At 42.0% G+C, this 13,893-nt stretch carries 9 protein-coding genes and 1 pseudogene; 7 read left to right on the plus strand and 3 right to left on the minus strand.

The features are described 5' to 3' along the window. The first annotated feature begins 103 nt into the window (after positions 1–103). The 5 genes and pseudogenes from GUY17_RS04640 (at position 104) to GUY17_RS04660 (ending at position 4,277) form a co-directional block, all read left to right on the plus strand. Positions 104–687: pseudogene (locus GUY17_RS04640) on the plus strand (FMN-binding negative transcriptional regulator). A 99-nt stretch (positions 688–786) separates the two neighbouring features. Then, on the plus strand, positions 787–2,085 hold the full coding sequence (locus GUY17_RS04645; protein ID WP_162022452.1) for an MFS transporter: 1,299 nt from the start codon (positions 787–789) through the stop codon (positions 2,083–2,085). 253 nt (positions 2,086–2,338) lie between these two features. Continuing rightward, the gene (locus GUY17_RS04650) at positions 2,339–2,689 is read left to right on the plus strand and encodes a HopJ type III effector protein (RefSeq protein WP_162022453.1); all 351 of its coding nucleotides are present in this window, start codon (positions 2,339–2,341) and stop codon (positions 2,687–2,689) included. A 170-nt stretch (positions 2,690–2,859) separates the two neighbouring features. After that, positions 2,860–3,408: a type II secretion system protein gene (locus GUY17_RS04655; protein WP_101085890.1), complete on the plus strand. Its 549-nt coding sequence runs from the start codon at positions 2,860–2,862 to the stop codon at positions 3,406–3,408. A gap of 380 nt (positions 3,409–3,788) precedes the next feature. Then, positions 3,789–4,277 (plus strand): hypothetical protein, encoded by a 489-nt coding sequence (locus GUY17_RS04660; protein ID WP_162022454.1) that lies wholly within the window; start codon positions 3,789–3,791, stop codon positions 4,275–4,277. A 117-nt stretch (positions 4,278–4,394) separates the two neighbouring features. On the opposite strand, the gene GUY17_RS04665 is transcribed toward GUY17_RS04660, so the two are convergent. From GUY17_RS04665 to GUY17_RS04675, 3 genes are read right to left on the minus strand one after another with little or no spacing between them, the layout of a single operon-like run. Further along, on the minus strand, positions 4,395–5,684 hold the full coding sequence (locus tag GUY17_RS04665; RefSeq protein WP_162022455.1) for a cytochrome c: 1,290 nt from the start codon (positions 5,682–5,684) through the stop codon (positions 4,395–4,397). Then, a complete protein-coding gene (locus GUY17_RS04670) occupies positions 5,681–6,217 on the minus strand; it encodes a (2Fe-2S)-binding protein (protein WP_101085887.1) in 537 nt (178 codons plus the stop codon). The genes GUY17_RS04665 and GUY17_RS04670 overlap by 4 nt, the downstream gene beginning before the upstream one ends. Next, on the minus strand, positions 6,214–9,087 hold the full coding sequence (locus GUY17_RS04675; RefSeq protein WP_162022456.1) for a xanthine dehydrogenase family protein molybdopterin-binding subunit: 2,874 nt from the start codon (positions 9,085–9,087) through the stop codon (positions 6,214–6,216). Before GUY17_RS04675 ends, GUY17_RS04670 begins: the two co-directional genes overlap by 4 nt. A 908-nt stretch (positions 9,088–9,995) precedes the next feature. On the opposite strand from GUY17_RS04675, the gene GUY17_RS04680 reads away from it, so the two are divergent. Both GUY17_RS04680 and GUY17_RS04685 read left to right on the plus strand, forming a co-directional pair. Then, positions 9,996–11,624, plus strand: coding sequence for a methyl-accepting chemotaxis protein (locus tag GUY17_RS04680; RefSeq protein ID WP_162022457.1), 1,629 nt, complete (start codon positions 9,996–9,998; stop codon positions 11,622–11,624). Positions 11,625–11,984: 360 nt separating this feature from the next. Continuing rightward, positions 11,985–13,271 (plus strand): acetyl-CoA hydrolase/transferase family protein, encoded by a 1,287-nt coding sequence (locus tag GUY17_RS04685; protein WP_101085884.1) that lies wholly within the window; start codon positions 11,985–11,987, stop codon positions 13,269–13,271. Positions 13,272–13,893 lie beyond the last annotated feature (622 nt).

Below are 13,893 nucleotides of genomic sequence, written 5' to 3' on the forward strand. Positions count from 1 at the left end.
ACAAACCCATAAAACGATGGCATTTATTCGTCAGATTCACTATAAAGACTTTATAGACTATTTTAGTAAAGAGTGAATGATGCAAGTGCCTGATAAGTGGGATATGGGAGCCAGAGAGTTAATACATCTGTTTATCAACCGATATGGTTTTGCGACTGTTGTGTCTATTGATTTAGAGGGCTCGCACTTACCGTTATTACTCATTGCCTCAGAGGGCGAAAATGGTACCTTGTATGGCCATTTTGCTCGTAATAATCCGCATTGGAAAAGTGTTGCGGGTACTAGAGTCCTTTGTGTTTTCAGTGGTCCACATGCCTATCTTGGTATGACTCCTATCCAGCGGTTCCGACTTGGAATTACAGCGTAGTACATGCAAAAGGCATTATTGAATTAACTGATGATGCGACCACCGCACAAGTACTCGAATCTACCATCCAACAATATGAACCTTCATTACTACAAAGTGGTGGCTTTATTGCCGATGATTACCAACAACAACTAGCCAAGGGCATTGTTGGTTTTAAGATTGTCATCGATGAGTTACAAGGTAAGCAAAAATTAGGGCAGCACCGTAACCAAAGTGATCAACAAGGTGTGGTTCAAGGATTATCGCTGTCAAATAGAGCTGATGAAAAACAGCTATTAGCTTATATGATCAGTAATAACATAGGATTAGGCAATAAATAGTGGTTCATCCGCGCAAATGCCGTTAGGATTAGCTCTATAACAACCCCATCAATTTAGTCTGTCATAATCTATTTCAGCATCACTCTTTAAGGATAAAAAGTGCATAGCGATATTTCTGTAGCGCGGTTTAAGCAATTTCCACGATTAATGTGGATACTGTTATTTGGCTCGTTTATTACTCGCGGTAGTTATTACATGGTGTGGCCATTTTTGGCTGTCATTTTGTATGAAAAATTTGCTTTAAGCGCCACAGAAGTGGGTTTAGTACTGTCGAGTGCGGCGATTATATCGGTATTTACCAGCTTTATTGGTAGTGCACTGTCAGACCGAATCGGCCGCCACAAGCTAATGTACTTTACCGGTGTGCTTTATATCATCTCGTTTTCATTACTGGCGCAAGTCGATTCCGTCAAAGGCTATGTGGTCGTCATGACACTGTGTTCTATTGCGACTGCAATATGGCGGCCACTAACGTCTGCCACCATTGGCGACATTATTGACGATCCTAAAACCCGTGAGTTGGCGATGCAATCACTGTATTTTATCGTTAACGTAGGTTGCGCCGTAGGGCCAATGTTAGGAATATGGTTGGGCTTAACCGGAAAACAATCGAGTTTTTACATTACCGCTGCGGCTTTTGCTGCTTTATTGGGGTTATTATTTTGGGGTTTTAGGCATCAAGCTCGCCAGACTCATTCATCGGCTCCAGAGCTGGTTGCAGATGGACTCATTCCAGTTATGGGCGATGCAACAGCTGCTGTTAAGCGTAAACCTGCTATGATGAATCGAAAGCAAATAATGTCGATTTTATGGCAAGATAAATTACTGCAAGGTCTTATTTTTGCAAACATTTTGTGTATGTTTATTTACGCGCAAATGGACAGTTCGCTGATCCAATATCTTACTCGTTCAAATGCCCCCGATTTATTAACACTGATTTCGGCAATGATTTTTACCAATGCCTTAGTCATTATCTCGACCCAATTTTTATTGTTAAGATTAATGGCTGGTTACAGTTTGGTGCATCGGATTCAGTTTGGATTGATGCTGTTGGTTTGTTCACAAGTTTGGTTAGCGTATAACCCCATTGATTTTTTTTGGGGCTGGATTGGCGCTGTTGTTGTTATGAGCCTAGCAGAAACCATTTTATTCCCAACGATGAACGTGCACATTGACAGGCTAGCCCCTAAACATTTACGTGGAGCGTACTTTGGCGCAGCTTCATTTTATGATTTGGGGTTTGCATTTGCGCCGCTGGGCGGCGGGATTATACTGGATCATCTTGGTGGATATTGGTTGTTTATCATCGGCGCATTATTGTCGTTGGTGGTGATGTATTTATACAGTAAGTTGGAAAGGTTACCACGGCCAGATTTTACTGCACTAAAGTTGGATTAAGTGTCGATGGTCTATGCTTGCAAACTTTATTGAATTTAACATTGTAGTAGGCAGTTACAGAGGGTCTGGGCCTCGTTTTGCTTTTGAACTTTTTAATCGTTTGCTTGAGTCTTTTTCACTATAGTAAATGTGATCATTTTGATAAGGTCTCGAACTATAGTGTCGGGAGTTTTACTGTTTATTTTTCTTTTAATTCAATTTTATTTTAACTTTAACTTTAACTTTAACTTTAAATTAAGGCAGGGCCAATTTTATGCCATCAACGGCTATTAACCCGTTTATTTCATCGCTAACATCGCAAGCAGATACTATCCGTTTTGAAGAGACTATGGCTGTCATTGATGGCCAGTATGACTTCACGATAAGTGCATTTAAAAATGGTGATCAGCTTAATGAAGCTGGAGAAAATTCTGGTTCTTGTAAGGTGTTTGCGTTTGGGCAAATTCATCAGTTAACGGTGCAACAAACCTTGGCTATGTTTGGCCAACATTACCGAGATGTTGTGGCGACGCCGCAAGGGACGGATCATCAAAATATTCGTCAGTTTATGCAACATGGCTGGGATGGTATTTTATTTTCGCAACAGGCATTAAAGGCTAAATAACCTAGGTGCTAAACAAGGCTTAATACAACAAGGCTCAATACGCAAAACTATGATGAAAGCCTCTATAACTTACGCTCGTGTTTAGGTTAAAATAACGTCTCATGTAATTGTTTTAAGTAAACTCTTTCTAGCTGAGCAGTTTGTTTACTGTATCAGGAGGCATTCATCATATGATCAAACTTAACCGCAGTATCGTTTCCTCTCGTCAATCCGGTTTCACCCTTATAGAGCTTGTCGTTGTCATTATTATTCTTGGCGTATTGGCTGTTGTCGCAGCGCCTAAGTTTATTAATTTAAAAACAGATGCACATATTGCAGCAATCAAAGGTGCCACAGGCTCAATTAAAACAGCAGTGATGTTATTTAAAACAAAAACATTAACCTCTGGCAATGCGCTTACAGATACGGTTGAATTCTCGGGTGTTAAAGGCAGTCATTACCAACCTTGGGCCGCAGCGGCCAATACTAGTGGTAGCGGTTTTAATGCCGGTTATACAACGTCGTCAGAAATCTTTAAAGCGGCTGGGTTAGAAATGAATGATTGGTCATATCGCATTTTTACATCTAATAGCAGCTATGCTGTTGTTGCAGCCCCCAAAAGTGCACTTGCCCTTGCAGAGCCGACTGCAGCCGAAGTTATTGCAACCAGTTGTTACTTTCAGTATCACTGGCAGAGTACTGGAGAGCCTGTCATCACAACGGTAATCGTTGGGTGTTAACGGTATTATTAAAATCTAAAGGGGCAAACGCACTCTTGTTTATCAATTTTTTGTATATTCGCTGCTTTTCTGTGTCCCTTTATCATCGATAAAAAAGTCTTAACGAGTAACGTCATAAGGATTAAAACATCAAATATTGCTGGGGTTATGCGGAACGAATAAGGTGTTGTTTTCACAATTGGTATTGAAACAAAAGTAACGATTCTACGCGAACATTAATTAACAATAATATAGATTAGTGTCGACATTAGAGCGCAATACAACTACCTTTGCACCCATATCAACCGTAATATTAATAGTATTGGTTTTTTTAACGGTCAGGCATATTGCTGGTTAACTATTATGACAAGCGCCTATTTAATCGCAAAGGAATCCATTTTATGAATCGACATATACTACCTCTCATCATTATCAGCACCTTAATGGTGTGTGCTTCCGGTTACAGCGTTGCTAAAGACAACGACTCGCATGGTAATAGCGGTAAACATAAATCTGAAAAACATGAAAAAAAGCATGACAAGAAGCATGATCACGAACAGGAAGAAACTTATCAGACCTATTTTAGTAACGATCGCCAAGTCATCGTTAATAATTACTATTATACCAACCGTGATGCTAAGCATTGTCCACCAGGATTAGCCAAAAAACACAATCGTTGCCAACCACCGGGCAGTGCTAAGCAATGGCGAAAAGGCTACTCGTTACCTGCTGATGTTGTTTACTACGATGTACCATCAGCGCTTACTGTTCAGCTAGGTCGTACGCCAGAAGGACAAAAGATTGTCCGTGTTGGTACTGATTTGCTGTTGATTAGCATTGGTACGGGTATGGTGATTGATGCAATACAAGACCTTAACGATGTGTTGTAACCTCGTTGGGTAAACCTTGTTATGGCGTTAGTTTTGCCATTAATTGTTAGTGAAACGAAAAAGCCGACCAAATGTCGGCTTTTACATAAACGGATATTCTACAACGGACTACAATGGTTAATCGCGTTCGAATATCACTTCTTTTAAATCATTAATTGTATTCAAATCTACATCACCTGGCTGATTACTCCATGTGACGCGCAGATAATTGCTTAAGTCTTTAAGCTGTTCATCACTTAACTCATCGGCATAACCAGGCATGGCATAAAAGCTGGTGGTGGTATTGTAATGTTGGCTCTTTATACCTTTAAGCATTACCGCAACAATATTGTGCGGGCTGGCTTTATCTAATGTGGCGTTACCGGCCATTGCCGGAGCAACATTAGGTCGACCTTCACCATTTTGACCATGACATCCAGCGCAATATCCCATGTATAGGTTATATCCTGGTAATTCACGCTGGTGGCCGTTAAAGGTCAGTGGTTTGGCTTCTACAGTCTCGTCAGTATCAAGTAAGTAACTGCTTACTGCATGCATGTCGGCATCGGTTAAGTGACTAAAGCTGTGGTATACCACAGGATACATGCCACCAAATACTGTACCTTTACGAGAATAACCTTCAGTAAACAGAGACTTTAAATCGTCATGAGTCCAGTTTTGTCGGTTAAGTTCAGCAGGGGTAATATCTGATGCTTCTAAGCCCTCGATAACGGCGCCTTGAAAATGCTTATCCTGCTCCATGGCAAATAAGCTGTCTCTAGGAGTATGGCATTCACCACAATGGCCTAGCGCATTGACTAAGTAATTACCTCGGTTCCAAGGCTCACTTTTGTCTTTCTTGGGGGCAAACTTTTCAGCATCATGAGCGATTAAGTTCCACGCCTTGAGACCAAATCGAACGTTAAAAGGGAAGGAGACATCATTGTCGAGATTAGCTTGCTTGATGGGTTTGGTGCTCATCAAGTAGGCATAAATCGCTTTGGTATCTTCATCGGTCAATAGGCTATAAGACGTGTAGGGCATAGCGGGGTACAAATTACCGTTAATACCGACACCGTGATGCATGGCATCAAAAAATTCGTCATAACTGTATTTGCCAATTCCGGTATCTTTATCTGAGGTGATATTGGTTGAGAATACCGCCCCAAACGGGGTTTCGAACGGCAGTCCACCGGTTAACTCTCGTCCGCCTACCGCGGTATGACAAGCCACACAGTCGCCTATCTTCATCAGATAAGCCCCACGTTCGATATCGCTACTGTTATTGCTCGCCTTATCAGCCGCGCTGCTGGAACAGGCGAACAAACCCAAACCTAAACTTAGGCCTAAGCTGAGTAAAATATTTTGGCGGAGATGTTTTTGCGCCTTTATTAAACGGCTTAAGTTACATTGATATAATGGCTTCATGACAGGGTTAGCCCCTCTGTCTTGAGGATCAAATCTTTGATCGCCGCATAGTATTTTACATAACCCGTACAACGACAGACGTGTTCGCCCAAAGCATCTTCAATGACTTGCTCAACTTGATCTTTGGCTATAGGTTTACGCTCTAGTCGTTCAATCAGTGCAGTCGATTCATTGACAAAGCCTGAAGTACACCAACCACATTGAAACGAGAAATGTTCTAAAAATGTTTGCTGTACAGGGCTAAGTGCAGTGATTTCACCTTGGGCATTTTGCTTAGCATGACCTTCAATAGTGCGAATCGATTTGCCATTGAAACGCTCGACGCCATTGATGCAAGTACGAACCGATTCGCTCATACCTTGTTCGTCATCGACGATTACCGTGCAGGCATGACATACACCCGCGCCGCAACCAAATTTAGTCCCGGTGAGATTTAAATACTCATGCAAAAACTCAATCATCATGATGCCATCGCCAACGTCAATCGGGCCCACAGCTTGGTTATTTATGGTTAACTTAATTGACTGGCTCATGCCATGGCCTCCTTGATTTTTTTCGCTGTCATTGGTAATTCGTAAAAACGCACTGCGGTAGCTTGGTAAACGGCTTCAACCAGCGCGGAAACAACAGGTATCATCACCACTTCGGCGATGCCGCGGCTAGGATCGGTTTCGGACAACTGCGGTAAAATAGTATGTCGCTGGCTCCAAACACTAACATGTCGCGCTAACGGCACCTTATAACGATTGATATTCCAGGTGCCATTACCAGCTCCGGCTTCAAATGGGGGTAATTCTTCATGCAATGCATGGCCAATTCCCATAGCAAGACCGCCTTGAATTTGGCCTTCAACTAACTCATTCACAATCACTTTACCGGCTTCTAACCAGGTATGAGAGCTCAATAAACTGACTTCGCCATTACCTTCATTAACGGCTACTTCTACTAAAGTGGCGCATGGAGCGTAGTAAGTCACCATGGCGTTATTCAGCTCGGCTTTAGGATAGCTCATCGCTTGACGATCGATTAAGTGATAGCCGTTTGAACTCATGCGGGCTTTGCGATCCGCGCTGCCATGATACTTGTCACCCTCGCCGTATTGCAGTGCCAATGCATCCAGTGCAATGCGTTCTTTGGTACCGAAAATCTCAAAATCAGCTTCGGCCCAAGCCCAACGGTTAAAGGCATGACCCATTACGCCAACCACTAAGCCTAAATCGTGGGCTCGTTTAGCGAGAATGTCGATTGAAAGCGGCGGGAATCCCATAGCGGTAAGCTTGCCATCAGTCCAGCGGCCGTCACGAGAGTGATTGAGATTAGTTTTGCCCATTGGGGTGTTGAAATACAACTCGTTCCAAATCGACACCGCAGCAGGCCAGAGTCCGTGACGATAAATAATATCGGCGGCAATACGAGTGACATGGCTTTGATAATATGCCGACATAGATGCCGACGATGCCATGGCTTTAACCGGTGTCCAACGTGGATTTGCCGTCATTTCATCTTGGCGCTGTTGCGAAATAATGTATGGATTGTCGGTTTGCACTAATTGCATTGCATCCCAAATATCTATCTCAGCAAGTTTCACTTCATGAGCAAAACTACCTAATGACTCGCTGACTACCACGGCTTGTGACGTTTGAGTACCAGTACCCATTTCGATAAAACCAATTTCTAAGGTTATTTTACCGTCTTTAGATAATCTAACCGCCGCACTTGGTGCTGCAGCACCGGTACCATAATCTTTCGTCGCAATACCAAAACCAACGCCGTAAAGCATGCCTGGGTTTTTAGCCTCATAACGCGCTTTATTATCTGCACGGTTTTGCCACACAGGGTCTAGTTCGGCCATGTCGAGCATTTCACGGTATCTAAGCGTGCCATTAGGGATAGCACCTTGAGTATTACGCTGTCCTGATTCCATCACGTTAGCCGCGCGTAACTTAAAGGGATCAACCTTTAACTCAGCGGCCATCTCGTGGATCATGCCTTCCATTGCGGTCATCGATTGCAATGTACCGTAACCGCGCATCGAGCCTGCATCAGGGTTACGTGACGCATAAGATGTGGCGATAATATCGTTACGTGGGGTGTAGTAAATGCTTTGCATTGCCGTCGCCCCAACAGAGGTGACCGATGGGCTGAAATTAACTCGACCACCGCCATCAACTGTCATCTGTGAGGTTAACGCTTGAATTTTCAAGGTTGCTTTATCAACGGCTAAACGACTTTTCATGATGAAAGGATGACGCTTAAGACCGGATTGAAATTGCTCGAAGCGGTCGTTAGCTAACCGAACCGGACCGTTGGCGTAAATGGTTGCCAACACGCCATAATACGGGAATATTGAGTGATCTTTAGCGCCAAAACCGCCACCAATATAAGGAGAATGCACTACTAGATTTTTGACTTTGTCAGCCAATGGCCCAGATGACAGCATGTGTACGGCCATCTCTTGAAAGTCTTGCGGCGACTGAGAAGTAATAACGGTATGAAAGGTTTGGCTGCTGGCATCAAACCAGCCATTAAAGGCCTCAGGCTCCATCATCATAGGATCGATGATTTGAGTGCGATATTCGCGCTCTAATACTTGCCACTGTTGATCTGCTTTGGCACTCGCAATCTGTTTTTCTATCTCGCCAGCATAATACAGCCCGCGCTCAGAAACCGAGCCTTGAGCATTAGCATCACCTGACCATACCGGTTTGTGGTGCTTAACGCTGGGGAAAAATAGTCCATCGTGTAGTGGGCTATAAGTATCTTCACGAGCACCATTTTCGCCTTCAACCCGAATAAGACGCCAGCTGGCATAAGGGTCTTTAGTGTCTGACACAAAGGGCGTTTTTTCACCAAAGCGCAATAAGGTATTGTCGAACTGCAACAATGACTTAGCTTGTTTAAATGCAGGAAAACTATCAAATAATAATATGGCTACCGCATGACCAAGATAATCTGCGGTTTGTCCCTCGGGCAATAACATATTGTCACCGTAAAACTCAGGCAATTTAACTTTGTCGCGGGCAAGGTCTGCTGCAGTAATGACTTTATAAGGCTTAGCTGAAGCTGGGAGGTGGTCGAGGGAGAACCCTTGATAGACATGGGATGCATCTGCAGCGCGTAAGATAAACGCGTAGCCTTGTTGTTTTGGCCAGCCTGCCATGTCCATTGCCCGGTAGTCACGACCATAAACTTTTTGACCGGTGACTTTAGCAATACCGTCGTTACGAAATTTGGGTTTAGATTGGCCGCTAACCTGAGTTTGCCATTGTGCAGCCAGTTCAGGCGAAATGATGGACGCATTGGCCCGACTCATTTCCCACAGTAAAGGCGCGGAATATACCGCGACCCCGCCAATAACACATTGTTTTATAAAGGTCCGTCTCGACGCGTTAGATACATCCATATCTCACCTCAGTTATTCTAAAGGGGAAAATCAGACGGCCTATTCATTGTCGCCCGATTTAGGCTTATTCACTTGATTGTCATTGTATAATTTTTGATTGCGCTGAATCTAAATTAGCAGTATGTACGGTAACATACTGATTTAGGAATGCATATTTACGATTGTGATAGGGTTTCTCGGTTGCTTGCCGTGAAGTTGAATTATTCATCTTTTTGATGATTTAATCTGCGAATAAAATGATTGAGTAATTGAACGTCTCATAAAAACCGTTTCGTTTATACTTAAATTATTAAAAAGTCATCACGAGTAATATTTTATTCATTTAGAGGTGCTGATATATTTTTACTATTTAATCAATTATATAGTAAACGATCGGTGATCTCGTTAACTGTATATCTTGGACTCGATCCAAAGTAATTATTTAATTTTAGTCAGTTAAAGTAAATTCTCGATCACGATAATTATATTTTTTATTTATTTTAGCTAATATATTGAATTGTAAGCTTAAAGTTATCGAGTTGTTTGTGTTTATCGTTGCTTTTGGTTGCTAGTTAACTTTAACGTAAACTGCTTGTTGCTGATTTAGCTGCACATATCTGCAAAGTGTTTTTTATAAGACCAAGATTCTAAGTTCTCCAACTTATTTTTGTCGTGTTGAATCGTTTTATCATTATTTAAAAGATTTAGTTTACAGATTTTTAATACCCTGAAAAAAAATCATATATATCGATGAGGATAGGCATAAAAATGTGATTTATATATTTGATTGGAGTTATATTTTATATTACATTAACACCTAGAGTAACATAGCTGTAACATTTGCATTGATTATTGTTTTTCATCGTAAAGTTCCTCCAAGGATTGATCGAGCTTTTGTAGTTAGTTCATTTTTACTTGGTGGTAGATTTATGCTGAATTTTAAAATTAAACAAAAAATGCTCATTAGTTCGTTAATTCCATTAGCCATTCTCATCATAATTTGTGGAATTGCGGTGAATATGATGGGGAAAATCGAAGATGGAGTGATGAGGATCTATTCTGATCGGGTGGTGCCATTAGAAGATTTAAAAATCATTGGTGATGACTATGCTGTCTTAGTCATTGATGCAATAAACAAAGCCAATGCTGGCGGCTCAACCGCTCAAGATGCTGCTGAGACATTAATGAGTGCAAAAAGTAATATTGATACCCTGTGGAAAAAATATTTAGCCACTACGTTAACACCCAAAGAGAGCCAACTTAGTATTGAAGCCAATGATATGTTTGGTCCCGCGGATGAGAGAATTGATTTTTTAATCAGTAAACTGCAAAACATGTCGGGGAATATTTCAGGTCAACTGACCGATGATATTATGCCTTTATACGGCGTAATTGATCCCATTAGCGGTAAAATAGCCGAATTAGTGTCATTGCAAATAAAAGTAGCAGGCGATGAATGGCGATTAACTCAAGATATATACCAATCATCAGTTCAGTTATTTATTTTCTTTACGTTTTGCGCCGTCATTATCAGTGTCGTGTTAACCATTTGGGTGCTGCGCAGTGTGATGAGGCCTGTGACTGATATTTTGATGAAACTAAAGCTCATCAAGCAAAACTCAGATTTAACCCAAGTGTTTACTCCTTATAATGATGATGAATTAGGCATGATTTCAACGAGCCTTACAGGCGTTATCACTCATCTAAGAAGCATTATCGAATCAATTTCAGATGCCGCTAATACCATCAACATTTCATCAGAAGAGTTGCAGCGTTTTACAGAAGACACTAACCATAGAATGATACAGCAGCAAGATGAGTCAGAACAAACCGCAACGGCTATGAATGAAATGACCGCAACAGTGGCTGAAGTCGTTCAAAGTACCAATTTTGCTGCTGAACAGGCGAAACAAGCTAATGATCATGCTGAAAATGGTAATGTTATTGTTCGAAATTCAATCGACAGTATATCGCAGTTATCTAATCAAATTGGCACCACGGCGGAAGTGATATCTCATCTCGCTAAAGAAAGTCAAAACATTGGTCAAGTGTTAAGTGTCATTAAAGGTATTGCCGAGCAGACTAACCTTTTAGCCCTAAACGCCGCCATTGAAGCAGCAAGAGCCGGTGAACAAGGGCGAGGATTTGCTGTTGTTGCTGATGAAGTTCGTACTTTAGCTAAGCGTACTCAAGACTCAACACTGCAAATTGAAACCATGATTGGTGGGTTACAAAAAAGTGTCGTGCTTGCGGTTTCTTCAATGGATGAGGGCTTGGTTCTAGTTAATAATGCCAACGATAAAACGAGTAGTGCAGGTGTTGTGCTAAGTGAAATTGTCACTTCGGTCGACAGTATCAATGAGCTTAATACCCAAATAGCTACCGCTGCAGAAGAACAATCCTATGTGGCAGAGAGCATCAATAAAAGTATCATCGCAATAAATGATATTACTAAAGCCTCATCAGCGGCGACTGAAAAACTCACCCATTCTGTCAACGACTTACAATCACTGGCTCGTTCAATGCAACGTCAAGTGGCGACATTTAAAATAGCCTAACGTTTTTATTGATGAGGGCTGAGTTAAACTTCAGCCCTTCCTCGCAATCTCTCAGTTAATTTATCCGTACAACCTGTATGGCTAAAAAGCTAGCGAGGGCAGTGTTATATAATTCCCTTTAATTATGTTGGTTTTTTATCCTTTTGAGCATAACGGCGGCGATATTGTGATTGGCGTTAAAGAGTCGTTTTGATTAACTGAAGCTGCCGTAAGTTAGACATCACTTATTATCAATTAACGTCCTATATGTCTCAATTTCTCCACTATTTTGTGCTAGTTCAACGTTACCATCGTCAACACTATTAAAGGGGTAATTTACCGCTTACACTACAAATAGCTTAATTACCTTGAGTAATATTAATGAAACCAATTATTTGTAGCAGTGCTTTAGAGGCCGTATCCTTAATTGAAAACGGTGAAACCTTGTGGACTCATTCGATGGGGGCAACGCCAAAATTACTGCTAGATGCATTAGCCCAACATGCGTTAACAAAGCATGGTTTAACATTATTGCAGTTGCATACCGAGGGCGCTGAGTCGCTAAGTGATCCCCGTTTAAGGGATCATCTTCGCCATCGTTGCTTTTTTACTGGTTCACCCACAAGGTCACTGCTACAACAAGGTGATGCCGATTATGTGCCAATTTTTCTCTCTGAGGTGCCCAAGTTGTTTCGTTCCGGCGAACAGCATATCGACACCGCCATCGTTCAAGTTTCCCCGCCAGATAAACATGGTATCTGTTCTTTAGGCATATCGGTAGAGGCAACCTTAGCAGCCTGCCAAATGGCGGGAAAAATCATTGCTCACATTAACCCCATGATGCCTCGCACCCATGGTGACGGTTTTATTCATTACAATAAGTTCGCTGCAGTGTATGAGCAGAGCATGCCGCTACCACAACACCTATTCGCCCCAAGTGATGCGATAAGCTTGGCTATCGGCCAGAATGTGGCCAAATTGGTACTTGATGGCGCTTGCTTACAAATGGGCATTGGCGCTATTCCAGATGCCGTGCTGGCGTGCTTAACCGAACATAAAGATTTAGGCGTTCACACTGAGTTATTTTCTGATGGCGTGCTTAATTTGGTCGAGCTTGGCGTGATCAATAATAGCCGTAAGAAAGTCCATCCCGGCAAGACAGTGACAGGCTTTGCATTAGGTAGCCAACGACTTTATGATTTTGTTGATGACAACCCATCGGTAATATTCATGGATATTGAGCAGGTTAATGACACGGCTATTATCCGTAAAAACCCTAATGTGATGTCGATAAACTCAGCACTGCAGGTCGATATTTCAGGGCAAGTTTGTGCTGATTCATTGGGTACTCAAATATATTCCGGTGTAGGCGGTCAGATGGACTTTATACGCGGCGCGGGGCTTTCTGAAGGTGGTCGTTCTGTTATCGCATTACCCAGTACTGCGGCTAATGGCACCGTGTCGCGGATTGCCACCGTTTTATCGCCAGGCGCTGGCGTGGTAACCACCCGTGCGCATGTACACTATATTGTTACTGAGTATGGAACCGCTTATTTACGCGGTAAATCGTTACGAGAACGAGCCCGTGCGCTTATCGACATTGCCCACCCTAAGTTTAGAGAACAGCTTTGCCAAGAAGCTTTTGATATGTGGCGACTTAAGGTTTAATCATTGTTGATTTATGAATCTTGTCATTCCGGTAATGCTTATCAGCCGGAATCCAGTTCTTCTTTTATTGTTTAGATTTTATGGCCTGCGGCCACATCAATTTTAGAAACAAGAGTCGATCGCAAGGTTCCACCCTGCACTGGCCAAGAGGGGATCAACAGCCATCCCTTCTTTACTGTTTATAAAAGAATTAGTAATTTGATAGGCAGGATGCCTTGAAGCACATGGTCAATGATGTTGCCGACATCACTATGACATTTCCAATATCCATATAGGTCAGATATGCATGAAAGGCCTGTCAGGTTGATGGATTCTTTTTAAAGAGTCTTCAACGTCCTCAAGTTCAAAGTTCAAAGTTCAAAGTTCAAAGTTGAATTTGTCCATTTCCTGGTCGAGAAAACTAACTCCGTTTCTGCCCTAAAGTAATTTCACTCATCTAATGTGCAATAAACTTACAAGCATTTTATCATATAAATTCTTATCCTATGCATACAACTATTTAGCGCAAGCAGTCTTAAATGATATGATATACAGTCATATTTCAACGAAGCTAAAACTCACCTAGTAGGACGTGGCAATTTCGGCCTAGCTATCCGCGTGATGAATACGCTATTTCGATTTG

Source organism: Shewanella sp. Arc9-LZ (genome assembly GCF_010092445.1).
Classification (GTDB): domain Bacteria; phylum Pseudomonadota; class Gammaproteobacteria; order Enterobacterales; family Shewanellaceae; genus Shewanella.

Excerpts from the sequence above, each read along its gene's own strand:
- GUY17_RS04650 (WP_162022453.1), top strand. The coding sequence starts at position 2,339 with ATGCCATCAACGGCTATTAACCCGTTTATTTCATCGCTAACATCGCAA.
- GUY17_RS04655 (WP_101085890.1), top strand. The coding sequence starts at position 2,860 with ATGATCAAACTTAACCGCAGTATCGTTTCCTCTCGTCAATCCGGTTTC.
- GUY17_RS04660 (WP_162022454.1), top strand. The coding sequence starts at position 3,789 with ATGAATCGACATATACTACCTCTCATCATTATCAGCACCTTAATGGTG.
- GUY17_RS04665 (WP_162022455.1), bottom strand. The coding sequence starts at position 5,684 with ATGAAGCCATTATATCAATGTAACTTAAGCCGTTTAATAAAGGCGCAA.
- GUY17_RS04670 (WP_101085887.1), bottom strand. The coding sequence starts at position 6,217 with ATGAGCCAGTCAATTAAGTTAACCATAAATAACCAAGCTGTGGGCCCG.
- GUY17_RS04675 (WP_162022456.1), bottom strand. The coding sequence starts at position 9,087 with ATGGATGTATCTAACGCGTCGAGACGGACCTTTATAAAACAATGTGTT.
- GUY17_RS04680 (WP_162022457.1), top strand. The coding sequence starts at position 9,996 with ATGCTGAATTTTAAAATTAAACAAAAAATGCTCATTAGTTCGTTAATT.
- GUY17_RS04685 (WP_101085884.1), top strand. The coding sequence starts at position 11,985 with ATGAAACCAATTATTTGTAGCAGTGCTTTAGAGGCCGTATCCTTAATT.